This is a genomic window from Pseudomonas entomophila, assembly GCF_023277925.1.
GTDB lineage: Bacteria > Pseudomonadota > Gammaproteobacteria > Pseudomonadales > Pseudomonadaceae > Aquipseudomonas > Aquipseudomonas entomophila_D.
In genome coordinates this window covers 4,473,299-4,497,034 of the sequence record NZ_CP063832.1, presented here as the reverse complement: position 1 = coordinate 4,497,034, position 23,736 = coordinate 4,473,299, and the positions used below count along the sequence as shown (strand labels likewise).

Genomic DNA, 23,736 nt, shown 5'->3' with positions numbered 1-23,736 from the left:
CAATCAACAACAACAATGGTGATTCTGATGTTTTCCTGTGCCCGCCTTTTCGCAGTCCCTCTCCGTTTGCTCCTCGCGCAGCGCCTGACGCGCTGATCCGCCCGAATCGTCTTTCCTTTCGCCGCGCCACGCCTGGAGTACCGCCATGCTGACCTTCCTCGGCTTCGCCATGGTCATCACCTTCATGTACCTGATCATGACCAAGCGCCTGTCGGCCTTGATCGCCCTGATCCTGGTACCGATCCTGTTCGCCCTGTTCGGTGGTTTTTCCACAAAGATCGGTCCGATGATGCTCGAAGGCATCAGCAAACTCGCGCCCACCGGTGTGATGCTGATGTTCGCCATTCTCTATTTCGCCCTGATGATCGACTCCGGCCTGTTCGACCCGGCCGTGCGCAAGATCCTCAAGCTGGTCAAGGGCGACCCGCTGAAAGTGTCGGTCGGCACCGCGGTGCTGGCCCTGGTGGTCTCCCTCGACGGTGACGGCGCCACCACCTACATGATCTGCTGCGCCGCCATGCTGCCACTTTACAGCCGCCTGGGGATGAGCCCGCGGATCATGGCCGGCCTGATCATCCTCGCCGGCGGGGTGATGAACATGACCCCGTGGGGCGGCCCCACCGCCCGCGCCGCCAGCGCCCTGCACGTGGACCCGTCGGACATCTTCGTGCCGATGATCCCGGCCATGGCCTTTGGTGTGGCGGCGATCCTGGCCATCGCCTACTGGTATGGCAAGCGCGAACGTGCCCGCCTGGGCGAGCTGCACCTGCCGACCGACGACATCGACCACAGCGAGATCAGCGTTTCGCAGTTCCCGGAAGCCCGTCGCCCGAAACTGATCTGGTTCAACGGTGCCCTGACCGCGGCACTGATGGTTGCGCTGATCGCCGGCCTGTTGCCGCTGCCGGTGCTGTTCATGATCGCCTTCAGTATCGCCATGATCGTCAACTACCCGTGCCTGCAACAGCAGAAGGATCGTATTGCCGCCCACGCCTCCAGCGTGCTGGCCGTGAGCGGGCTGATCTTCGCCGCGGGCATCTTCACCGGCATCCTGTCGGGCACCGGCATGGTCGACGCCATGTCCAAGAGCCTGCTGGCGGTGATTCCGGAGGCGTTCGGCCCGTACATGGCGGTGATCACCGCCATCGTCAGCATGCCGTTCACTTTCTTCATGTCCAATGACGCCTTCTACTACGGCGTGCTGCCGGTGCTGTCGGAGTTCGCCAGCCACTATGGCGTCACCCCGGTGGAAATGGCCCGTGCGTCGATCGTCGGGCAGCCGGTACACCTGCTCAGCCCGCTGGTACCCTCCACCTACCTGCTGGTGGCCCTGGCCGGCATCGAGTTCGGCGACCACCAGCGCTTCACCCTCAAGTGGGCAGTGCTGGTGTGCCTGTGCATAATGTTCGGCGCGCTGGCCCTGGGGACTTTCCCGCTGTTCAGCAGTCTGTAATACAAGCGCATCATCCAACCGCAAAGCGCCCGCCATTTGGGCGCTTTGCCTTTACTGCTCGAAGGAATACACATGGAATGGCTGACCAGCCCGGAAATCTGGGTTGCCTTTTTCACCCTCACAGCCCTTGAGATCGTGCTCGGGATCGACAACATCATCATGATTTCGATCCTGGTCAGCCGCATGCCCAAGCACATGCAACCGCGCACGCGGATCTTCGGCCTGGCCCTGGCCATGGTCACGCGGATCATGCTGCTGCTGTCGATCACCTGGGTCATGCGCCTGACCGACGACCTGTTCCATGTACTGGGCCAGGGCATCTCTGGACGCGACCTGATTCTGTTCTTCGGCGGCTTGTTCCTGCTGTGGAAGAGCTCCCAGGAGATCTACCACGGCCTGGAAGGCGAGGATGAGAGCGCAGAAGAGCCGAAAGGCGCGGGTGGCCAGTTCTTCTACACCATCATCCAGATCGCCATCATCGACATCGTGTTCTCCCTGGACTCGGTGATCACGGCCGTGGGCATGGTTTCCCACGTGCCGGTGATGATCGCCGCGATCATCGTCGCGGTGCTGGTGATGATGCTCTGCGCCGGCACCATCAGCGACTTCATCGACAAGCACCCTTCGTTGAAGATGCTTGCGCTTTCGTTCCTGATCGTCGTCGGTACCGTGCTGATCGCCGAATCGTTCGACGTGCACGTACCGAAAGGCTATGTGTACTTCGCCATGGCCTTCTCGCTGGCGGTGGAGGCGGTCAATATCCGCATGCGCACGGCGATGGCGCGTAAAAAGGGCAAGGAGCATGACCCGGTGAAACTGCGCAAGGACATTCCGGGTCAGTAAGACCAGGTAGCGCAGCAAGACAGAGGGCCCTTCGGGGCCCTCTGTCATTTGCGCCGCCGTCTGTAGGAACCAGCCTTGCTGGCGAACAGCACCACTCGAGATCGTCGCCAGCAAGGCAGGCCCCTACAGGTTTCAAATATGTTTCAGCCATGCCAAGCTGGCACCTGACGCGCAAAACAACTAAAGCTTCAGTGAGCACTGAGAAAACCGCCCACCCCCGGGCCAGGCTCGCCGCTTCACCCATTGGCCCCGCGCTGGGGCACAGAAAAGGGGGCCCCGAACATGCTGACCCTGCTCAACCTGCTCTCAGCCGTCGCCCTGCTGGTCTGGGGCACGCACATCGTGCGCACCGGCATCCTGCGGGTATTCGGTGCGAACCTGCGCCGGGTGCTGAGCCAGAACATGAACAAGCGCCCGCTGGCGTTCATCGCCGGCATTCTCGTGACCGCCATGGTGCAGAGCAGCAACGCCACCGCCATGCTGGTCACCTCCTTCGTCGGCCAGGGGCTGATGGCCATGACCCCGGCCCTGGCGATCATGCTTGGGGCCGACGTCGGTACCGCGCTGATGGCCCGGGTGCTGACCTTCGACCTGTCCTGGCTGTCGCCGCTGCTGATCTTCCTCGGGGTCATCTTCTTTCTTTCGCGCAAGCAGACCCGCGCCGGCCAACTGGGCAGGGTGGGCATCGGCCTGGGCCTGATCATCCTGGCGCTGCAGTTGATCGTGCATGCCGCTGCCCCCATCACCCACGCCCAGGGGGTGAAGGTGCTGTTCGCCTCGCTGACCGGCGACATCCTCCTCGACGCCCTGGTCGGCGCGCTGTTCGCGATGATCTCCTACTCCAGCCTCGCCGCCGTGCTGCTCACCGCCACCCTGGCCGGGGCAGAGGTGATCAGCCTGCCGGTGGCCATCGGCCTGGTGATCGGCGCCAACATCGGCAGCGGCCTGCTCGCCTTCCTCACCACCAGCCTGCAGAACAGCGCTGGGCGGCGAGTGGCGCTGGGCAGCCTGCTGTACAAGATGATCGGCCTGGTGCTGATCATTCCGGTGCTGCATCCGCTGGTGGAGTGGATGGACAGCCTGAGTTTCAGCCCCCAGGAGCTGGTGATCGGCTTCCACCTGCTCTACAACACCCTGCGCTGCCTGCTCATGCTGCCCACGACCACGCTCATGGGCCGCGTGTGCGACAGCCTGCTGCCAGATCGGGAGAGTGGCAACGGTCACCACCAGCCCCGCCACCTCGACCCCACCGCCCTGACCACCCCCACGCTGGCCCTGGCCAACGCCGTGCGCGAAACCCTGCGCCTGGGCGACATCGTCGACAGCCTGCTTGCCGCCATGCTCGGGGCGCTACGTGGCACCCAGGCCGCCATGCCGCAACAGGTGCGTGCCTTGAGCGAGGATGCCGAAGCCCTGTACAACGCCATCAAACTCTACCTGGCGCAGATGCCGCGCGAAGACCTCGGCGACCAGGACAACCGGCGCTGGGCCGAGATCATCGAGCTGGCGATCAACCTCAAGCTGGCCAGCGACTTGATCGAACGCATGCTGCGCAAGGTGCAGCAACAGAAGACCTCGCAGCGCCGCGAGTTCTCGCAGGTCGGCCTGGAGGAGTTGACCGGCCTGCAAGAACAACTGCTGGCCAACTTGCGCCTGGGCTTGTCGGTGTTCCTCACGGCCGACCCGCAAAGCGCGCATCAGTTGCTGCGGGAAAAGCGACGCTTCCGCGCCCAGGAGCGGCGCCTCGCCCATGCCCATGTCAGCCGCCTGCAACGTAAAGTGGTGCAGAGTATCGAGACCAGTTCGCTACACTTGGAGCTCATCGCCGACATGAAACGGTTGAACTCTTTATTCTGCAGCAGTGCCTATGTGGTACTGGGCGGCACCGATACCGGCGGGCTGATGCTCGACAGTGTGCCGGACGAAGCCCGCCAACCCTGAATTCACGCGCCCCGGAGACCGAAGCTCGCCCATGCGTTGCCTGATGTTCGTTTGCCTGCTGATCTGCAGCCTGCCCAGCCTTGCCCTCGATCGCTCGCGGGTAGAAGGCTACCTGTTGCCCAACGGCCTGCAGGTGATCCTCAAGTCCGGCTACGAACGCGACCATGTCTCGATCCGCCTGGTGGTGGGGGTCGGCCTCGACGACTTCGACTGCGACCAGCGGGAGCTGCCGCACCTGCTGGAGCACCTGTTGTTCAGTGGCATCGATGAGACCGGGGAGGGTGGCCTGGAGGAGCGTATCCAGGCGCTGGGCGGGGAGTGGAACGCCTTCACCAGCAGCGCCGACACCACCTTCGTCATCGAGGCCCCCGCGCGCAACCAGCGCAAGGTGCTCGACCTGCTGCTCTCGCTGCTGCGCGACACGCGTATCGACGCCAAGGCCCTGGCCACGGCGAAGAAGATCATCGAGCGCGAGGACGGCGGCCACTACGGCCACCTGCAGCGCTGGCTGGATCGCCAGGAGGTCGGCCACCCGGCCAGCGAACAACTGGCGACGGAGCTCGGCCTCAAGTGCAAGGAGCGCTCCGATGTCGACGACATGACCCTCGAGCAGGTCCAGCACCTGCGTGAGCACTGGTATGTCGCCAACAACATGACCCTGATCGTCGTCGGCGGCCTCGACCGCCTGCTGCCGGCGTATCTTGAGCGAACCTTCGGCGAACTGCCGGCAACGGAGCCAGAGGAACGGCGCAATCTCGAGAGCATCAGCCAGCAGGCCGAACAGCGCCGCGACCTGACCCGCGGCTGGCTGGGCGACAGCGTCAAGCTGCACTGGCTGTTCATAGAACCTACCCTGGACACCGGCCACGAGCAGACCCTGGAATTGCTCTCTCGCTACCTGGACTGGGCCCTGTACGACCAGCTGCGCCTGCGCCATGGCCTGTCCTACGGCCCCTCGGCGCAGCGCGAGAGCTTCGGCGACAGTGGCATGCTCAGCCTCAACGCCGACCTCGAACGCCAGGACATCGACACCACAGTGAAAGTACTCACGCAGTTGTTCGACCATCTGCGCAAGCATGGCCTTGATCCAGACACCTTCGCCAGGATCAAGGAAGCGGCGATCGCCCGCGAAAGCTGGAGCACCCAGGGCAACACGGCACTGGCCGACTATTACTGGGGGGCGCTCAACGACTACGAGAACGGGCGCTTCAGCGACCCGATGCGCAAGCTGCGCCAGGTAACCCTGAAAGATGCCGACGCGGCATTGCGCGAGCTGCTGAAGGAGCCGGGGTACTTGCGGGTCGAGAAACCACTGCTGGGGTATGACGAGCTGTATGGGCTGGTCGCGTTGACACTGGGTGTACTCCTGGCTATCGGCCTGATCCGCCGACGCCGCGTGATGGCGAATCGCCCCAGTGGTGCTACTCGGGCATAGTGATTCGGCGGTATCCTGTGTCGACCTCTTCGCGGATAAATCCGCTCCTACAGAATTCCTTCACCGCGAATCCTGTAGGAGCGGATTTATCCGCGAAGAGGCCGGCGCTGTTACCCATTCATCCTGTTGTAGACCCATGCCTCCACTACCCAACTTCGTCCTGCGCGTGATCGAACTGCTCAAGCGCTACCCCGGCGTCATCGCGCTCTACGGTTTCGTCTCGGGGATCTGCAGCTTCATCCTGGTCGACCGCCAGGCCGGCCTGGCCAGCTGGATCGCCATCGTCATGTTGATCAGCTGGGTCTGGCTGATGCTGGAAAACACCCTCACCGAGCTGTTCGCCCGCACCTTCAAGCGCGAGATCCCGCAGCCGCTGCTGCGCTTCGCGACGCAGATGATCCACCAGGAAAGCCTGTTTTTCGTCTTGCCGTTCTTCTTCATCACCACCACCTGGAACAGCGGCCAGCTGGTGTTCACCGGCCTGCTCGGCGCCGCCGGGGTGATCTCGATCATCGACCCGCTGTACCACAAGTGGCTGGCGCCACGGCGCTGGCTGTTCCTGGCGCTGCACACCCTGACGCTGTTCGCCGCCCTGCTCACGGCGCTGCCGATCATCCTCAACCTGACCACCGCGCAAAGCTTCAAGCTGGCGCTGATCGCCGCCATGGTGCTGTCGTTCCCGAGCCTGGCCAGCAGCTTCCCGATCAACAACTGGCGCCGTGGCGTGGGGCTGGTGCTGGTCACCCTGGCGGTGGGGGGCGGTGGCTGGCTGCTACGCTCCTGGGTACCGCCAGCCACCCTGTGGATGACCGACGTGGCGATCAGCACCGAAGTGCTCAACCGCCAGCCAGGTGCATCGCTGGACGAAGTCGCCGCCAGCCGCATCCGCAGCGGCGGGTTGTACGCCTATACCGCGATCAATGCGCCGCGCGGGTTGAACGAGCGTATCTACCATGTGTGGCAACTCAACGGCAAAGAGGTCGACCGCATCGCCCTGGACATCCACGGCGGGCGCAAGGAGGGCTACCGCGCCTGGACCCACAAGCAGAACTTCCCGCCCAACCCGGTGGGCAAGTGGCAGGTGAGGGTGCTGACCGAGGATGGGCAGGTGATCGGGGTGTTGCGGTTCAAGGTGGTCGACGACGCAGCACCTAAACAGGGCCCAGTTCGCTGGTAGGAGCAACTTTAGCCGCGATGCAGGCGACGCGGCCTCTGGCACCCGCTTCGCGGGTGATCGCGGCTGAAGCCGCTCCTACAGTGGTCGTATCAGGTCAAGGTGTTGGATTTCGCTTCATGAGAGTGCGCTATGATCAGCCTCTATGCCCCCAGTCAGATGCATGGAGCCTATGACCGCCCCGAGCGCTACCCTGGACACCCAGCAGCAGCCCACCCGCCTGCATATCGTCGGCGACTGGACCCTGGCGCACTACGCTAGCCTCAAGCGCGAATGCGAGCGCCTGGGCAGCCAGTACGGCGATGATACCCAAGTAGACCTCAGCCAACTGGGCCGCCTGGACACTGCCGGCGCCTCGCTGTTGGCAGAGCTGCTGGGTTCCGAGCGCCTGTCGCGCTGCACCGACGACCTCCCCGATGCCAGCCGCGCCTTGCTCAAGAACGTGTACTGCTCGGTGCAGGACTACTGCATCCCGGTCAAGCAGCCCGAGCAACCGGTGCTGCTCCTGCTGCTGGCGCGCATCGGCCGGGCGGTCGACCAGCTGTGGCAGGACACCCGGCAGGTGCTGGGCTTCATCGGCCTGATCCTCGAAACCTTGCTGTTGTGCCTGTTCCAACCCCACCGCTGGCGGGTCACCCCAGTGGTGGCGCACCTCGAACAGACTGGCCTCGACGCCGCGCCGATCGTGGCCCTGCTGACCTTCCTGGTCGGCGCCGTGGTGGCCTTCCTCGGCGCCACCGTGCTGGCCGCGTTCGGCGCGACGATCTTCACCGTCGACCTGGTGGCCTTCTCCTTCCTGCGTGAATTTGCCGTGCTGCTGACTGCCATCCTCATGGCCGGCCGCACTGCCAGTGCCTTCACCGCGCAGATCGGCTCGATGAAGGCCAACGAAGAGATCGACGCCATCCGCACCCTGGGCCTGAACCCCATCGAACTGCTGGTGGTGCCACGGGTGCTGGCACTGCTGATCGCGCTGCCGCTGCTGACCTTCGTCGCGATGCTCTGCGGCATGGTCGGCGGCGCGGTGGTCTGCGCGCTGACCCTGGATATCTCGCCAGCCATGTTCCTCTCGCTGTTGCAGAGCGACATCGGCGTTCAACACTTCCTGGTGGGCCTGGCCAAGGCACCGTTCTTCGCCTTCCTGATCGCCGCCATCGGCTGCCTGGAAGGCTTCAAGGTCAGTGGCAGTGCCGAGTCGGTGGGCGCCCACACCACCTCCGCCGTGGTGCAGTCGATTTTCGTGGTCATCGTGCTGGACGCGGTGGCCGCGCTGTTCTTCATGGAGATGGGCTGGTGACGGGCCGGGAAGCAGTGATCGAGGCACGGGGCATCTGCAACCGCTTCGGTAGCCAGAGCGTGCACGAAAACCTCGATCTGGACCTGTACCGCGGTGAAATTCTCGCCGTGGTCGGAGGCTCGGGCAGCGGTAAATCTGTGCTGCTGCGCAGCATCATCGGCTTGCGGCGGCCCAATGAGGGGCAAGTCCGGGTATTCGGCCAGGACCTGGCCACGCTGGATGAAACGCAGCGCTCGTTGGTGGAGCGGCGCTTCGGCGTGCTGTTCCAGAAGGGCGCGCTGTTCTCTTCGCTGACCGTCACCGAGAACGTCGCCCTGCCGTTGATCGAACACGCCGGGCTGTCGCGCGCCGACGCCGAGCACCTGGCCGGGGTGAAGCTGGCCCTGGCCGGCCTACCCATCAGCGCCGCCGACAAATACCCCGCGTCGCTGTCCGGCGGCATGATCAAGCGCGCCGCCCTGGCCCGCGCCCTGGCCCTGGACCCCGACATCCTGTTCCTCGACGAGCCTACCGCCGGCCTCGACCCGATCGGCGCCGCCGCCTTCGACCAACTGATCCTGACCCTGCGCGACGCCCTGGGCCTGTCGGTGTTCCTGATCACCCATGACCTGGACACGCTCTACACCATCACCGACCGGGTGGCGGTGCTGGCGCAGAAGAAGGTGCTGGTGGCCGGGCCGCTCAGCGAAGTCGAGCAGGCCGACGACCCGTGGATCCACGAATACTTTCACGGCCCGCGTGGCCGGGCGGCCGAAGACGCCGCCCTGCGCGCCCGCCAGGAGCGCTGAACGATGGAAACCCGAGCTCATCATGTTCTGATCGGCCTGGTCACCGTGCTGGTGGTGGCCGGCGCCATGCTCTTCGGCCTGTGGCTGACCAAGTCCAGCGTCGACACAGCTTTCAAGGACTACGAAGTGGTGTTCAATGAGGCGGTCTCGGGGCTGTCCCGTGGCAGCCCGGTGCAATACAACGGCATCAAGGTCGGCGATGTCAGCAGCCTGCGCCTGGACCCGAAGGACCCGCGACGGGTCCTGGCCCGCGTGCGCCTGAGCGGTGACACGCCAGTCAAAGAGGACACCCAGGCCAAGCTCACGCTGGCCGGCGTCACCGGCAACTCGTTCATCCAGCTCAGCGGTGGCACCCCACAGAGTCCTGAGCTCAAGGGCAAGGGTGGCAAGCTGCCGGTGATCGTCGCCTCGCCCTCGCCGATTTCGCGCCTGCTCAACGACAGCAGCGACCTGGTGACCAACATCAACCTGCTGCTGCACAACGCCAACCAGATGTTCTCCGAGGGCAACATCGAGCGGCTGAGCAACACCCTGGCGAACCTGGAGCAGACCACCGGCGCCTTCGCCAACCAGAAGGGCGGGATTTCTTCGGCCATCGAACAGCTGGCCCAGGTCGGCAAGCAGGCCAATGCCACGCTCGCCGAAACCCAGGCCCTGATGCGCAACGCCAACGGCCTGCTCGGCAACCAGGGCAAGCAGGCGATTGGTAGCGCCGAACAGGCCATGCAGGCGCTGGCCGAAAGCGCCGCCACCCTCAATAGCCTGCTCCAGGACAACCGCCAATCCATCGACGACGGCGCCCAGGGCCTGAACCAATTGTCCCCGGCGATCCGCGAACTGCGCGAGACCCTCAACGCGCTCAAGGGCATCTCCCGGCGCCTGGAGGCAGACCCCAGCGGCTACCTGCTGGGCCGCGACAACAACAAGGAGTTCCAGCCATGAAGCCGTCCCTGCGCCTGGTCGCGCTCGCCGCCACCCTGAGCCTGGCTTCGGCCTGCTCGATCCTGCCCCAGGGCGAGCCTGTGGATATCTATCGCCTGCCGGTCGCCCAGCCGGCTCGTGGCGCCGCGCCGCTGGACTGGTCGCTGCGCCTGAACAAGCCCCTGGCCAGCGAAGCCCTGGCCGGGCCGCGCATCGCGGTGGTCCCCCAGGGTGACGTGATCAGCAGCTACAAGGGCGCCCGCTGGAGCGACCCAGTGCCGATGCTGCTGCGCAACCGCCTGCTCGATGGCTTCCAGCGCGACGGCCGGGTACAGCGCCTGAGCGCCGACGACAGCAACCTGCAGGCCGACTATGAGCTGGGGGGCGAATTGCAGGCCTTCCAGGCCGAATATCGGCCTGGAGGAAACGTGGAAGTGGTGATCCGCTATGACGCGCGGCTGGTGCAGGGGCGCAGCCAGCGCATTCTCGCCAGCAAACGCTTCGAGGTGCGCCAGCCGCTAGGCCAGTTGCAAGTGCCGGCAGTGGTCGCTGGCTTCGGCACGGCCAGCGACCAGCTGGCGCGGCAGGTGATCGACTGGACCGTCGGCCAGGCTCAGCCGAAGAACCAGTAGCAGACGAAGACCGCCGCGATTACCCCGGCCAGCTCGGCCAGCAGGGCGCAACCCACTGCGTGGCGCACCCGCTGGATACCCACCGCGCCGAAGTACACCGCCAGCACATAGAAGGTGGTTTCCGTGCTGCCCTGGACTGTCGCCGCCACCAGGGCCGGGAAACTGTCCACGCCTTGGGACTGCATGGTCTCGATCAGCATGGCCCGCGCCGCGCTGCCGGAGAACGGTTTGACCAACGCAGTGGGCAAGCCCTCCACGAAACGGGTGTCCAGGCCCATCCCGTTCACCGCGTGCCGGATACCGTCCAGGGCCAGCTCGAGGGCACCTGAGGCGCGCAGCACACCAACCGCCACCAACATCGCCACCAGGTACGGCAGCAGGCTCTTGGCCACGTCGAAGCCTTCCTTGGCGCCCTCGACGAATGCTTCGTACACCTGCACCCGTCGCAACGCGCCGATGACCAGGAACAGGATGATCACGCCGAACAGCGTCAGGTTACCAAGGATCGACGACAGGCTGGCCAGGGCGGCCGCCGACAGGGTGCCGAGAAAGGCCATGAAACCGCCCAGCAGCAAAGCGCCGGGGATCAGGTAGGCGAGCACCACCGGATCCCACAGGCGCAGGCGCTGCATCACTGCCACCGACAGCAGCCCGACCAGTGTCGAGCAACTGGTGGCCAGCAGGATCGGCAGGAACACCATGGTCGGGTCGGCCGCACCCTGCTGGGCGCGGTACATGAAGATGGTCACCGGCAGCAGGGTCAGCGACGAGGCGTTGAGCACCAGGAACAGGATCTGCGCGTTGCTCGCCGTGGTGCTGCTGGGGTTGAGTTCCTGCAGCGAACGCATGGCCTTCAGCCCAATAGGCGTGGCGGCGTTGTCCAGGCCCAGGCCGTTGGCGGCGAAGTTCATGGTGATCAGCCCCAGGGCGGGGTGGCCGGGCGGCACCTCCGGCATCAGCCGGGCGAACAAGGGGCCGAGCACCTTGGCCAGCCATTCGACGATACCGGCCTTCTCGGCGATCTTGAGGAAGCCCAGCCACAGCGTCAGGGTGCCGAACAGCAGGACCATGACTTCCACCGACAGCTTGGCCATGGCGAAGATGCTCTCGACCATGGCGGCGAAGATACCGGCGTTGCCACCCACCAGCCACTGGGCCAGGGCGGAGATGGCCGCCACCAGGAAAAAGCCGAGCCACAGGCCGTTGAGCATCCGTGTGTTCTCCCGTGAAAAATGCCCGAATGATAGCGCAAACGCTCACCCCCCTGTAGGAGCCGGCTTGCCAGCGAAGGAGGCGACGCAGTATCTGGCACCGGCTATGCCGGTGTTCGCCGGCAAGCCGGCTGCCACGGGCCAGTGGAATGCAAAAAGCCCCGACAGGTCGGGGCTTTTCGTTCAGCGCAAAGGCTTACTGGTTGACGGTCTTGCCCGCCACCACGGCGTCGCTCTTGCCTTTGTTCAGCACCAGCGAGTTGTAGTACGCCTCGCCTTTCTCAGCGTCGTACATACCCTGCCACTTGGCGATGACCACGGCGGCCAGGGCGTTACCCACCACGTTCAGCGCGGTACGCGCCATGTCCATGATGCGGTCGACACCGGCGATGAAGGCCAGGCCTTCCAGCGGGATGCCCACGCTGCCCAGGGTAGCCAGCAGTACCACGAAGGACACGCCCGGCACGCCGGCGATACCCTTGGAGGTGACCATCAGGGTCAGTACCAGCAGCAGCTGCTGGCTCCAGGACAGGTCGATGCCGTACAGCTGGGCGATGAAGATCGCCGCGATGCTCTGGTACAAGGTCGAGCCGTCGAGGTTGAACGAGTAGCCGGTCGGTACCACGAACGAGCAGATCGACTTCGGCGCGCCGTACTTCTCCATCTTCTCGATCACGCGCGGCAGCACGGTCTCGGAGCTGGAGGTGGAGTAGGCGAGGATCAGCTCGTCCTTCATGATGCGCATGATCTTGATGACCGAGAAGCCGAACACGCGCGCCACCAGGCCCAGCACCATGAAGGCGAAGAAGGCGATGGCGAAGTACACCAGCAGCACCAGCTTGGCCAGTGGCAGCAGCGAGGCAAAGCCGAAGTTGGCGACGGTGGCGGCGATCAGGGCGAACACGCCGATCGGGGCGTAGTTCATGATCATGTGGGTGACCTTGAACATGGTCTCCGACACACCCTGGAACGTCTTCACCAGCGGCTCGCGCAGGTCGGCATTGAGGCTCGACAAGCCCATGCCGAACATGACCGAGAAGAAGATGATCGGCAGCATCTCGCCACGCATCAGCGCCGCGAAGATGTTCGACGGGATCAGGTTGAGCAGCGTCTCGATGAACGCGTGCTCATGCTGCACCTCGGCCGCGGTGGCCTGGTACTTGGAGATGTCGACGGTGCCCAGGGTGCTCATATCGATGCCGGCACCCGGGTGGAATACGTTGGCGAGGACCAGGCCGACGACGATGGCGATGGTGGTCACCACCTCGAAGTAAATGATGGTCTTCAGGCCAATGCTGCCCAGTTTCTTCGCGTCGCCAACCCCGGCGATGCCCACGATCAGCGACGAAATCACGATCGGGACGACGATCATCTTGATCAGGCGAATGAAGATGTCGCCAGCGGGCTGGAGGACGTTACTGATCCACCATGCCTTTTCCGCACTGAAATGATTCAGTAGCGCGCCGACTGCAACGCCCAGCAACAGACCGATCACGATCTGCCAGGCGAGGCTCAGTTTTGCCTTCTTCATGTCATTACCCTTTGTTGTAGTGGTCACGGGCACCAAGCGGAAAGCCGCGTCCCAGAGCTTCTAAAAGCATGAAGGGCTGCATTGCTTGCCGTCCGGTGACCCCATGTAAGGACACCGCGAGCGAATGGTTCAGGTGCTCGGGCCAGGGAAAAAGGCGGCAACTATTGCGACGGGAAGGGGGGCAGTCTAATGCCGGAAACGACTACCCCATGCCGAATCGGCATGAGACTCAACCTGTAAATCGGGCATCGCCAAAGCCTTGATTTTCAACGTTCGGATTTCCGAACAAGACCAAAGCGCCATTTTTCGGCAGATTTAGAGGTATGCATGCGGGGGTTATGATGGCCTGTTCGACAATCCGAATGGCTGAAATGCCATCTGACCTGACCTATCGGACAGCCTAAAAAATTTCGATGTACGGTCGAGACAAAATGTGTCTTGGTAAAAAGTCGTGCATATAGAAGGAAGAATTCCTACATCAGGTGCTTCGGAAGCCAGACCGGTCAGCGCATCGTGCTCGACACGGCCGATCTGCAGCTCCCGATGCCACCTTCTCCTGACCCGGCCCATCACGGAGGCACTCCCTGTACCCCTAGGCCACTCCGACCCTGCATCAGTCAGAACGGCCCGGCCCCCTGGTCATGCGCGGCCCGTCCTCGGGGCCGCGCAACATAGAAGCCAGAACGATAAAAAGGTTCAGCTTCCGTTGCGTTACAGAGCGTGACCGCTGGTCAGTACCAGTTCGGGTCGCGCTTGAGCTGCTCTCGTAGCAGCGCTTGCATGCCGTCGTCCGGCTTGCCGAGCCAGCGGTACTCGGCGTGACGGGTCGGTGACTTGTCGGCAGGCAGGCCTTCGGGCACTTCCACGAGCATCCCGTAGGCGTGTTCCTTGTCCCAGCTGAAGGCTACGATCAGCCGCTTGTAGGTGCAGTTACCCTGGAACTCGCAGAGCGGGCCGACCAGGTACTTGTCGCCGTCCTCGGTCACTGCGGACATCTGCAACGGTGCGCTGCCACTGAGGTTGACCACCCACTCGGGCAGGCGCTCCTCGCCCTTGATCGTGTCCTGCCAGGTTTCCCGGTATTCAGGGTCCGTGCCTAACAACTGGTCGGCACGGACCTGGCCGTCATTGGCCGCCATCGCCGCCGTTCCAGCGCCCAGAAGCAGGGCGCCGGCCAGGGCAGTGCAAAGCATCCGGCTCATGGTTCAACCCCTGCCGCGTCCGAAGAAGAAGGAAGCCACGAACAGCACCAGGAAGATGATGAACAGGATCTTCGCGATGCCGGTCGCTGCGCCGGCGATACCACCGAAGCCCAGTACCGCGGCGACAATGGCGATGATCAGGAAGGTGATAGCCCAACTCAGCATGATGTCTCTCCTTTCTTGTGCGAAATCGATCGTTGGCCGGGGTTCAGAACACCCAGCGGTCCTGGGGCACGATGTGCTCGACGGCAGCAGGCGTGGCGTCGGAGGCGGGCAGTGGCTCGGCCGCCTTCACCAAGGTGCTGGCATGACTGGCCTTCAACTGGGTCAACAGCGCGGTCTGCATCGCCACCTGTTCGGCCAGGCGGGCGGTCTGCAGGCTGTAGTAGAACTGCCCGGCCGCCAGGGTGAGCAACACGGCCAAGGCAAGGAACAGCAGCTGGCGCAGGGGCAGGGGCAGGGTGAAACTCTGCGTGCGGTTGACGGGTTGGCGATTCATGCCGGCTCCTCCTGCTGGACCTGTTGTCTGTCTTGAGCAGAGAGGTGCAGCCGGCGTGCCAGTCTTTCACACAAATAAAAACTTTTTTAAATCAATGACTTATGTATTCGTTAGGTAACCACCTGGGACGTATCCTGCACGATGCGCTTCTGTACACCGTGCACTTTGCACGATTCACGTTCCTGTCTTCAGGAGTTGCAGTGCCTGTGAGATCGAGCGCCGCTCATGCGGCGCATCGCGGATAAATCCGCTCCTACCTCTATTGCAACGTGACCGTGCCTGTAGGAGCGGATTCATCCGCGATGCGCTGCGCAGCAGCGCCAATTCTCAAAGACACTACAGCCCACACAGGCGCACAAACCCATGATTTTCAAGCACTTGGTCATCATCCCAGCAAGCGGCTAGCATGCAGGGAGACGAATCAATCAGAATCAACCATGCAACTTGCCCGATTTTTCCGACACTAACTGAGACCATCACCCAAAGGAGCGTAGGAAATGGAACCAGCCCAGGACAACCAAGGCCGCATCCTGCTGGTGGACGACGAGTCCGCGATCCTGCGCACGTTCCGCTACTGCCTCGAAGACGCAGGCTACAGCGTGGCCACCGCCAACAGCGCCGCCCAGGCCGAAACCCTGCTGCAGCGCCAGGTGTTCGACCTGTGCTTCCTCGACCTGCGCCTGGGTGAGGACAATGGCCTCGACGTTCTGGCGCAGATGCGCATCCAGGCCCCCTGGATGCGGGTGGTGATCGTCACCGCGCATTCGGCCATCGACACTGCAGTCGACGCCATCCAGGCCGGCGCCGCCGACTATCTGGTAAAGCCCTGCAGCCCCGACCAGCTACGCCTGGCCACGGCCAAGCAACTGGAAGTGCGGCAGTTGTCGGCACGCCTGGAAGCCCTCGAAGGCGAAGTGCGCAAACCCAAGGACGGCCTGGACTCCCACAGCCCGGCCATGATGGCCGTGCTGGAAACCGCCCGGCAGGTGGCGACCACCGACGCCAACATCCTCATCCTCGGCGAGTCCGGGACAGGCAAGGGGGAGCTGGCCCGCGCCATCCATGGCTGGAGCAAGCGCGCCCGCAAGGCCTGCGTGACCATCAACTGCCCGTCACTCAACGCCGAGCTGATGGAAAGCGAGCTGTTCGGCCATACTCGCGGCGCATTCACCGGTGCCAGCGAAAGCACCTTGGGGCGAGTCAGCCAGGCCGATGGCGGCACGCTGTTTCTCGACGAGATCGGCGACTTTCCCCTAACGTTACAACCCAAGTTATTGCGCTTCATCCAGGATAAGGAATACGAGCGGGTCGGTGACCCGGTCACCCGCCGCGCCGATGTGCGCATCCTTGCGGCGACCAACCTCAACCTCGAAGAAATGGTCCGCGAAAACCGCTTCCGCGAAGACCTGCTGTACCGCCTGAACGTCATCACCCTGCACCTGCCGCCCCTGCGCGAGCGCAGCGAGGACATCCTGACCCTGGCCGACCGTTTCCTGGCCCGTTTCGTCAAAGAGTACTCACGACCGGCCAAGGGTTTCAGCGACGAGGCCCGCGCTGCGCTGCTCAACTACCGCTGGCCGGGCAACATTCGCGAACTGCGTAACGTGGTTGAGCGCGCCAGCATCATATGCCCTCAGGAGCGGGTGGAAATCAGCCACCTGGGCATGGGTGAACAGCCTACCGGCAACACGCCACGGGTCGGCGCCGCGCTGAGCCTGGAAGAACTCGAACGCGCCCACATCGGTGCGGTGCTGGCCACCAGCGACACCCTCGACCAGGCAGCCAAGACCCTGGGTATCGACGCTTCCACCCTGTATCGCAAGCGCAAGCAGTACAACCTATGAGATGGCCGATGAAGCTGCGCACGCGGCTGTTCCTGAGCATCTCGGCGCTGATCACCGTGGCCTTGCTCGGCCTGCTGCTGGGCCTGGTCAGCGTGATGCAGATGGCCACCCAGCAACAGCGACTGGTCCAGGACACCACCCACTCGCTGGACCTGGGCCTGAGGCTGCGGCAGAACCTGGGCGAGCAGTTGAACCTGATGCTCGACGAGGACACCAACCCGAACAACCTGGTCACCCTGCAGGACCAGTTCCAGGCGTTGCTAAACCAAGGCCTGGAGCAAGGCGGCGAGCGTACCGGCTTCAGCAAGGCCGCCAGCAACTACCAGGCTTTCGTACAGGCCTACCGTGAAAGCCCGGCCCCTGCGCGCAGCATGGGGGTCGAACAGCCCCTAGGCGCGGCGTTCAATCAGGTCCGCGCCGACCTTCTCGACTCCCACCGCCAGGCACTGGAACACATCGTCCGCAGCGAAGAAAAATCCCGCGACCACGCCCTGCTGGTCAGTGGCCTGCTGGGCTTGATGGGCCTGACGGTGCTGGTGCTGGGCTTCATCACCGCGCACAACATCGCGCGCCGCTTCGGCCAGCCGATCGAAGCACTGGCAAAGGCCGCCGACCAGGTTGGCCAGGGAAACTTCGATGTCACCCTGCCGGTGACCCAGGCCACCGAGCTGAACCAGCTGACCCGCCGCTTCGGCCTGATGGCCGACGCCTTGCGCAAGCACCAGGCTACCAACATCGACGAACTGCTCGCCGGCCAGCAGCGCCTGCAGGCGGTACTCGACAGCATCGACGACGGCCTGCTGATCATCGACCGCCAGGGCCGCCTGGAACACCTCAACCCCGTGGCCCAGCGCCAGCTCGGCTGGGACCCTGGTCGCCTGGGCGTGGGCCTGGTCGAAGCCCTGCAACGCCCTGAGCTGGAACAGCAGCTGCGCCAGGTGCTGCGTGGTGGCAGCCTGGATCGGCCACCGGATGACCTGAAACTGGAGGTCGACGAAGAAAGCCGACTGCTGACCTACAGCCTGACGCCGGTCAGCCACCCACAGGGGCCTATCCTGGGTGCCGTGATGGTGCTGCACGATGTCACCGAGCAACGCGCCTTCGAGCGTGTGCGCAGCGAGTTCGTCCTGCGTGCGTCCCATGAGTTGCGCACACCGGTCACGGGCATGCACATGGCCTTCGGCCTGCTGCGCGAGCGCGTCAGCTTCCCGGCCGGCGCCCGGGAGAACGACTTGCTCGAGACCATCGCCGAGGAAATGCAGCGTCTCACCCAACTGATCAACGACCTGCTGAACTTCTCTCGATACCAGAGCGGCCTGCAAAAGCTGGAACTGGCCCCTTGCGCCCTGGACGATCTGTTCGAACGGGCGCAGGCGCGCTTCGCCGAACAGGCGGCGAACAAACAGATCGAACTGCTCCGCGAGTTGGAGCCGCCCCTGCCACGCATCCAGGCCGACGCAGCGCAGCTCGACCGGGTGCTGGACAACCTGCTGCACAATGCCATCCGCCATACCGCCAGCGGCGGGCGTATCCGCCTGCACGCGCGGCGCCATGCCGAGCGGGTGATCATCAGCATCGAGGACAACGGCGAGGGCATCGCCTACGGGCAGCAGGGACGGATCTTCGAGCCGTTCGTGCAAGTTGGCCGCAAGAAGGGCGGGGCCGGGTTGGGGCTGGCGCTGTGCAAGGAGATCGTGCAGCTGCATGGTGGCCGCATGGGCGTGTTCTCGCGGCCAGGGCAGGGGACGCAGTTCTACATGGCGCTGCCTGTCTGAACCAATCCCTCTGTAGGAGCGGGTTTATCCGCGATGCAGGCATTACCCTGTATGGCACCCGCTTCGCGGGTGATCGTGGCTGAAGCCGCTCCTACGGGCGAGCGCCCCTGACGCCTCTATTCAGGGCTCGTCATCGATCCGCCGCCCCGCCACTCGGCGCCCACGGGTGATCAGCTCGACGAACTGGCGGGCGTTGAGCGGGTGGGCGAACAGCCACCCCTGCCCGTAATTGACCCCTTCACTGTTGAGCAATTGCGCCTGGTCCTCCGACTCGATCCCCTCGGCGATCACCCGCAGGTGCAGGTCGTGGGCCATTCGGATGATGTGCGGCGCCACGCCGCTGCTGGCGGCATCGTGCCCCAGGGCGTCGATGAAGGCCTTGTCGATTTTCAGGCAGTCCACCGGCAAGGTCTGCAGGTAGGCGAGGCTGCAGTAACCGGTGCCAAAATCATCGATCAGCACCTGGTGCCCCACGGCGCGCAAGGTCTGCAGGTTGTCCCGCGCCACCACCACATCGATCAGGCCACGCTCGGTAACCTCGAAGGCGATCTGGCTGGCGGCCACCCGGTGCTGGGCCAACAGTCGCTGGGCCACGCGGCCGATACGCGGCTCCATGACATCGCAGGCCGCCAGGTTCACTGAGATATACAGCCGCGGATTGGCGCGCAACAGCTGGCCCAGTTGCTCCAACACCCGTTGCAACACGAAATCGGTGATCTCGCGGATCTGCCCGGTGTTTTCCGCCAATGGGATGAACAACTCCGGGCTGGTCAGGCTACCGTCCGGGCGCCGCCAGCGCACCAGCGCCTCGGCACCGACGCAGCGGCGGCTGTCCAGTTCGAAGATCGGCTGGTAGAGCACCTGCAGCTCGCCCCGACGCAGGGCCTGTTGCAGCTCCGAACTCATCGAACGGCGCTGCTGGATCAGTTGCAGCACCAGCCAGCCGATGCAACCGGCCAGTACCACGCTGCCCGGGAACAGCAGCCAGAGCAGGCCATTGAGCCTCAGCGGCAGGCTGGCCCGAGGGGCGATCAGCACCAGCTGATAATCCGGCGACTTGGTCGACATGAGATAGACCAGGCGGTCGGGCAGTTCGAGCAACGACTTGTGCGAAGGCGGTGGCCAGTCGGCGGTCGGCGGCCAGCGCTGTTCCGGGCCCAACACCGGGATCGCGCGGTTGCCACGGTCGAGCACCACCAGCAGGCTGCCGCCGGGGGGCAAGTCGACCACATCGGAGAGATGGCCACGGGAAGTGGACACCAGGAACCTGCCGCGCCCGAGCATCAGCGCGGCAAGGTTGTCATTGGGTTCGGTGGTGGTGTTCAGCCAGTAGCTGTAGGTGGGCCCGCGGATATCCGGCCTGCGCAACGAATCGACCTGTCGATCCACCCCCCGGCTGGAACAGCTTTCCCGGCCATCCACATAAGCTGCCTCATAGATAAAGCGCGACTTCAGCGCCACTTGCTGCAGTTGTTCCAGCATCGCCGGGCCGCAGCCGCGCAGGTTCTGCCCCTCGAGTTGGTCGACCCCCTCACGCAACTGGCCGAACACTTGCTCCAGGCGATCCAGAAAACGCTCACCCCGCGCGTTCATCTGTTCGATTTCGCTTTGCTTCATCTGTTGCAGGGTCAGGCCGACGCTGGCGGCCAGCAACAGGGCGGCGCTGGCCAGTGCCGCGATGACGGCAAGCAGCCACGGATGGTAAAAAAATTGGCGCATCGAAGCGATCAGGGCAGACATGCGCGGCATCCGGTTGATTACCAAAGGTATAGCAACGGAATGGACGATGAGCCTGGCCGTTTGGCGCAACGCTCGAGGGGGCAACCCCTCGAGGCAGGATTAGCGCTTGCGGTTGAGCACCTGCAACATCGCGGCGGTCTGGGCGTCCGGCATACCATCGAAGCGCTGCGGGCGGAAACGCATCTGGAACGCTGCGATCACGTGGCGGGTCGCCACATCCAGCGTACCGGTCTGGTCGATGGCGTAGCCAAAACGTGCCAGTTGCTGCTGATACCAGCCAATGCTAGGTGGGTTTACCTCGAAATACGCCTGCTGCCGCGCCACCGCACCAGCCTCGGGCCAGATGCCCAGGCCGGCGTCGGCCAGGCGCTTCCAAGGGAAGAGCGGGCCCGGGTCGAGCTTGCGCAACGGGGCGATGTCGCTGTGCCCGATGATGTGCCGAGGGTCGATGTTGTTGCGCTTGACGATGTCTTTGAGCAAGGCGATCAACGACTGGACCTGCGCCTCGCTGTAGGGATGCCAGACCCGACCGTTCGGCGTGTCGGTGTAGCCCTGGTTGACGATCTCGATGCCGATGGAGCTGGAATTGAGCCAGGTACGCCCCTGCCACTGGCTGTCGCCGGCATGCCAGGCACGGCGGTTTTCATCCACCAGTTGATAGACCGTGGCAGGCCCGTCGCCGATCAGGTAATGGCTGCTCACCTCACCATGGGTGAGCAAGGCAAGGGAACGCTCCAGCGACGCATTGGTGTAGTGCAGGACGACGAACTGGATACGGCTGTCCTGGTTGGCCGAAGGGTGGCTGCGATCGATACGCAAGCCGCTTGAACAACCAGCCAAGGCCAGCAGGAGCAGGGCGGTGAAGAGTTTTTTCATTGCAGGGAACACGTCATGAAGTAGGCGGCAATAGCGCTACAGTATAACGTGCTCCGCGCACCAGGTTACCAAGTTCGTCACGCCTCAGCGCACGCACAGCACCTGGAACTCCAGCGAGTTGTCGCCGCTGGGGCCTTGTACATCCACCAGTTGGGTCTGCACGGTCAGCTTGTCGACCAGCGGCTTGCCGATCACCTTGGCCGCGCCATGCAGTTGGCGGTCGTAGCTGCTGGCATCAAGGGCGGAGACAGAACAGAAGCCCGGAGCCTGGCGGAGCTGGCTCTTGTCCAAACTCAGCTTGTACTGGGTGAAGTAGTTGGCCTGGGGTTGCACCTGCACCTGGTCGATCCACTGCGGTGACTGGCTCAGGATACGGCCATCGGCGGCGATATGGGCGGTAAGGGCCACTTCGTGGGCCATGGCGGCCCCCTGGAAAACCAGGGCCAGGAGCAGCGGCAGGCTCCAACGGGTCATATTCATGTTCGACTCCTTGTGTCGATCGATTACAGGCAAGACGCTGGGGTTCCAGCGCGGGCCTGCAGTGTCGAGGACAATGGCGTCGTCGATGCGGTAACTATCTATGCCTGTTCGACCCGATTGCGGCCCTGGTCCTTGGCCCGGTACAGCGCCTCATCCGCACGCTTGAGTACCTGGTCGCCGCGCTCGCCCGAGCGGAAGGCGCTCAGGCCGATCGACGTGGTGATCACTACCCGCTCGCCCTTGAAGTGGAACGGGCAGGCCTCGATTGCCGCGCGCAGTGTCTCGGCGACCTGCACCGCTGCAGGTGGCGAAGTCTGCGGCAGCAGCAGGACGAACTCCTCGCCACCGAAGCGGGCGATGAAATCGCGGCCACGCATGCGCTTGCGCAACTGCTCGGCAACAATTTTCAACACCTTGTCACCCGCCAAGTGGCCATAGCCATCGTTGATACGCTTGAAATGGTCGAGGTCGAGAATCGCCATGGCCAGGTGACCGCCGTTCTCCTGCCAGTCGAGCACTTCATGCTCGACCCGCTCCGACCAGGCGGCACGGTTGGGCAGGCCTGTAAGCGGGTCGATCATCGCCTTCTGCCGCTGCTCCTCGAGGTGCTCGCGGTAGCCGAGGGCTTCCTGCTCCATGCTCGCCACACGTTCGGCCAACCCTTGCAGACGGCCAGCCAGCTCCTGCTCGCGACGGTCACGCTCATGCTGATGCTCATCCATGGTCACCAGCAACCCCTCGAGGCGGTTCTCCAGGATGTGCTTGAGACTGTCCACATCGGCGGCGCCCTGGACGCTGCTCTGCAGGCCATCGACCTGCTCGCGCAACTGGTTGTCCAGTTCACGGGCGGCGGAGCTGTTGTCCGCGTGGCCGGCACTGGCTTCGTGCAGGTGGCTCTGGAAGGTTTCCAGGCGCTCGTTGAGCTGCTGCAGATAGGCTTCGAACTCATGCTGGCCGCTGTCGGTGATGGCCAGCATGAGCACGGCCAGGTCGTCCAGCACCGGGATCAGCTCGTACCAATTGAGGCCGCGGGCGACGCGTTCGCGCATCTCCAGAGCCTGGGCCTTGTGCCGTTCGGGCAGGCTGAGGTCGTCGAGCAGGCCGATCAGGGTCTGCTCGATATGGGCAGCTACCTGGCTGTATGGGGGCTCTACTGCATCAGGGAGCGCGTAGGGACCGTCCTCGCCTCCGACGATGTCCGCGAGCGCGGGGAGTTGTGCCGGCTCAACTTCTTCGGCGGGTTGCGCCTCGGGCTCGACACGGGCAAGTTCGGGCGCTGACGCCTCCTCGACCTCCGGGGTGGATTCGGGCACAGGCGCAGGCTCGGCAGCAATCACCGCGACGGTTTCGACCAACGCGGGGCCCGGTACCTCGATGTCCGGCTCAAGTTCGGGCTCTTCCTCCATCGCAGGCGCAGGCACAGCATTCAGAGCATGCAGTTCGTCCGCATCCTGGGGCAGGGAAGGTTGCATCGCGGGCGCCTCGGCCTGGGCCGGAACGAGCAGCGGGGACGTGGCAACGGCCGCCGTGGCCATTTCCCCCTGAGGCTCGTCACGCCCACCGAACAGGCGCTGGAGAAACCCCGGCTTGGCTTCTTCGTCAGGCTTTTGCACCGCGTTAAGGGCGCGCCCCTGCAGGCCGCTGAGCTCACCCAGCAGTGGGGGCAATTCACGGGACTGGCTGACGCCGCCATCCAGTTTCTTCGCCAGCTTCTTCAGAGGGCGCGCCACTTCCCCGGGCAGGGGCAGGGTCTGCAACTGGGTGACCAGCGCGGTCAACGCATCGCTGACTTGGGTCATGCGTGTTTCACGGCGCTGCTCGGAGTCGAGCACAGCCTTTTCCAGGCGTGGAATCAGCCCGGCCAAGCCGGCGTCCATGTTGTCGCTGCGGATGACTTCGCGCATTTCCTTCATGCACTGGTCAACGATCTTGTCGCTACCTTCGGCCGCCAGGGTGCTGCGCACCAGGCCACGACGCAGCAAGTCGAGACGGGCGGCCCAGCGCCGCTCGAGCTTTTCCTGCTGCTCGATGCTTTTAAGGTATTTTTCTTTCCAGCGCTCGGCTTCTTCGGTCATGCCAGGATCCGCATCCGGT

General features: G+C 64.1%; 20 protein-coding genes. 11 read left to right on the top strand and 9 right to left on the bottom strand.

The annotated features are described in order from the left end of the window. Window positions 1-145 precede the first annotated feature (145 nt). The 9 genes from IM733_RS19985 to IM733_RS19945 all read left to right on the top strand — a co-directional run bounded on the left by IM733_RS19985 (window position 146) and on the right by IM733_RS19945 (window position 10,484). The gene (locus tag IM733_RS19985; protein ID WP_248918168.1) at window positions 146-1,453 is read left to right on the top strand and encodes a CitMHS family transporter; all 1,308 of its coding nucleotides are present in this window, start codon (window positions 146-148) and stop codon (window positions 1,451-1,453) included. Between the two features lie 72 nt (window positions 1,454-1,525). Continuing rightward, window positions 1,526-2,296, top strand: coding sequence for a TerC family protein (locus IM733_RS19980; protein ID WP_248918167.1), 771 nt, complete (start codon window positions 1,526-1,528; stop codon window positions 2,294-2,296). A gap of 282 nt (window positions 2,297-2,578) precedes the next feature. Then, entirely contained in the window at window positions 2,579-4,237 is a 1,659-nt protein-coding gene (locus tag IM733_RS19975; protein ID WP_248918166.1) for a Na/Pi cotransporter family protein, read from the top strand. 31 nt (window positions 4,238-4,268) lie between these two features. Continuing rightward, complete coding sequence (locus tag IM733_RS19970; RefSeq protein WP_248918165.1) at window positions 4,269-5,672, top strand: M16 family metallopeptidase; 1,404 nt, start codon at window positions 4,269-4,271, stop codon at window positions 5,670-5,672. Between the two features lie 136 nt (window positions 5,673-5,808). Then, entirely contained in the window at window positions 5,809-6,849 is a 1,041-nt protein-coding gene (locus IM733_RS19965; RefSeq protein ID WP_248918164.1) for a DUF5924 family protein, read from the top strand. Between the two features lie 160 nt (window positions 6,850-7,009). Next, window positions 7,010-8,143, top strand: a complete 1,134-nt coding sequence (locus tag IM733_RS19960; protein WP_248918163.1) for an ABC transporter permease — start codon at window positions 7,010-7,012, stop codon at window positions 8,141-8,143. Continuing rightward, window positions 8,140-8,931 carry an ABC transporter ATP-binding protein gene (locus IM733_RS19955; protein WP_240064105.1) on the top strand — a complete coding sequence of 264 codons (792 nt, stop codon included), beginning with the start codon at window positions 8,140-8,142 and terminating at the stop codon, window positions 8,929-8,931. The genes IM733_RS19960 and IM733_RS19955 overlap by 4 nt, the downstream gene beginning before the upstream one ends. Before the next feature lie 3 nt (window positions 8,932-8,934). Then, window positions 8,935-9,873: an MlaD family protein gene (locus IM733_RS19950; protein WP_248918162.1), complete on the top strand. Its 939-nt coding sequence runs from the start codon at window positions 8,935-8,937 to the stop codon at window positions 9,871-9,873. Beyond that, the gene (locus tag IM733_RS19945) at window positions 9,870-10,484 is read left to right on the top strand and encodes an ABC-type transport auxiliary lipoprotein family protein (protein ID WP_248918161.1); all 615 of its coding nucleotides are present in this window, start codon (window positions 9,870-9,872) and stop codon (window positions 10,482-10,484) included. Before IM733_RS19950 ends, IM733_RS19945 begins: the two co-directional genes overlap by 4 nt. Here the strand turns inward: IM733_RS19945 and IM733_RS19940 are convergent. From IM733_RS19940 to IM733_RS19920, 5 genes are all read right to left on the bottom strand, one after another. After that, entirely contained in the window at window positions 10,466-11,695 is a 1,230-nt protein-coding gene (locus IM733_RS19940; RefSeq protein WP_248918160.1) for a nucleoside recognition domain-containing protein, read from the bottom strand. The two genes, IM733_RS19945 and IM733_RS19940, sit on opposite strands and share 19 nt — an antisense overlap. A gap of 196 nt (window positions 11,696-11,891) precedes the next feature. Next, window positions 11,892-13,226: a glutamate/aspartate:proton symporter GltP gene (gene gltP, locus IM733_RS19935; RefSeq protein ID WP_248918159.1), complete on the bottom strand. Its 1,335-nt coding sequence runs from the start codon at window positions 13,224-13,226 to the stop codon at window positions 11,892-11,894. Window positions 13,227-13,957: 731 nt separating this feature from the next. Further along, window positions 13,958-14,428, bottom strand: a complete 471-nt coding sequence (locus IM733_RS19930) for an inhibitor of vertebrate lysozyme family protein (RefSeq protein WP_248918158.1) — start codon at window positions 14,426-14,428, stop codon at window positions 13,958-13,960. A gap of 3 nt (window positions 14,429-14,431) precedes the next feature. Further along, complete coding sequence (locus tag IM733_RS19925) at window positions 14,432-14,593, bottom strand: DUF1328 domain-containing protein (protein WP_011531543.1); 162 nt, start codon at window positions 14,591-14,593, stop codon at window positions 14,432-14,434. 43 nt (window positions 14,594-14,636) lie between these two features. Then, window positions 14,637-14,927, bottom strand: a complete 291-nt coding sequence (locus IM733_RS19920; RefSeq protein WP_248918157.1) for a hypothetical protein — start codon at window positions 14,925-14,927, stop codon at window positions 14,637-14,639. 497 nt (window positions 14,928-15,424) lie between these two features. On the opposite strand from IM733_RS19920, the gene algB reads away from it, so the two are divergent. Together algB and IM733_RS19910 are read left to right on the top strand one after the other, a co-directional pair. Continuing rightward, complete coding sequence (gene algB, locus IM733_RS19915) at window positions 15,425-16,771, top strand: sigma-54-dependent response regulator transcription factor AlgB (RefSeq protein WP_248918156.1); 1,347 nt, start codon at window positions 15,425-15,427, stop codon at window positions 16,769-16,771. Next, the gene (locus IM733_RS19910) at window positions 16,768-18,546 is read left to right on the top strand and encodes a KinB sensor domain-containing domain (RefSeq protein ID WP_248918155.1); all 1,779 of its coding nucleotides are present in this window, start codon (window positions 16,768-16,770) and stop codon (window positions 18,544-18,546) included. The genes algB and IM733_RS19910 overlap by 4 nt, the downstream gene beginning before the upstream one ends. Window positions 18,547-18,666: 120 nt before the next feature. On the opposite strand, the gene IM733_RS19905 is transcribed toward IM733_RS19910, so the two are convergent. From IM733_RS19905 to IM733_RS19890, 4 genes are all read right to left on the bottom strand, one after another. Next, window positions 18,667-20,286 carry an EAL domain-containing protein gene (locus tag IM733_RS19905; protein ID WP_248918154.1) on the bottom strand — a complete coding sequence of 540 codons (1,620 nt, stop codon included), beginning with the start codon at window positions 20,284-20,286 and terminating at the stop codon, window positions 18,667-18,669. Between the two features lie 99 nt (window positions 20,287-20,385). Next, complete coding sequence (locus IM733_RS19900) at window positions 20,386-21,162, bottom strand: N-acetylmuramoyl-L-alanine amidase (RefSeq protein ID WP_248918153.1); 777 nt, start codon at window positions 21,160-21,162, stop codon at window positions 20,386-20,388. An 84-nt stretch (window positions 21,163-21,246) separates the two neighbouring features. Further along, window positions 21,247-21,642, bottom strand: a complete 396-nt coding sequence (locus tag IM733_RS19895; protein WP_248918152.1) for a hypothetical protein — start codon at window positions 21,640-21,642, stop codon at window positions 21,247-21,249. Between the two features lie 98 nt (window positions 21,643-21,740). After that, window positions 21,741-23,717, bottom strand: coding sequence for a GGDEF domain-containing protein (locus tag IM733_RS19890; RefSeq protein WP_248918151.1), 1,977 nt, complete (start codon window positions 23,715-23,717; stop codon window positions 21,741-21,743). Window positions 23,718-23,736: the final 19 nt, after the last annotated feature.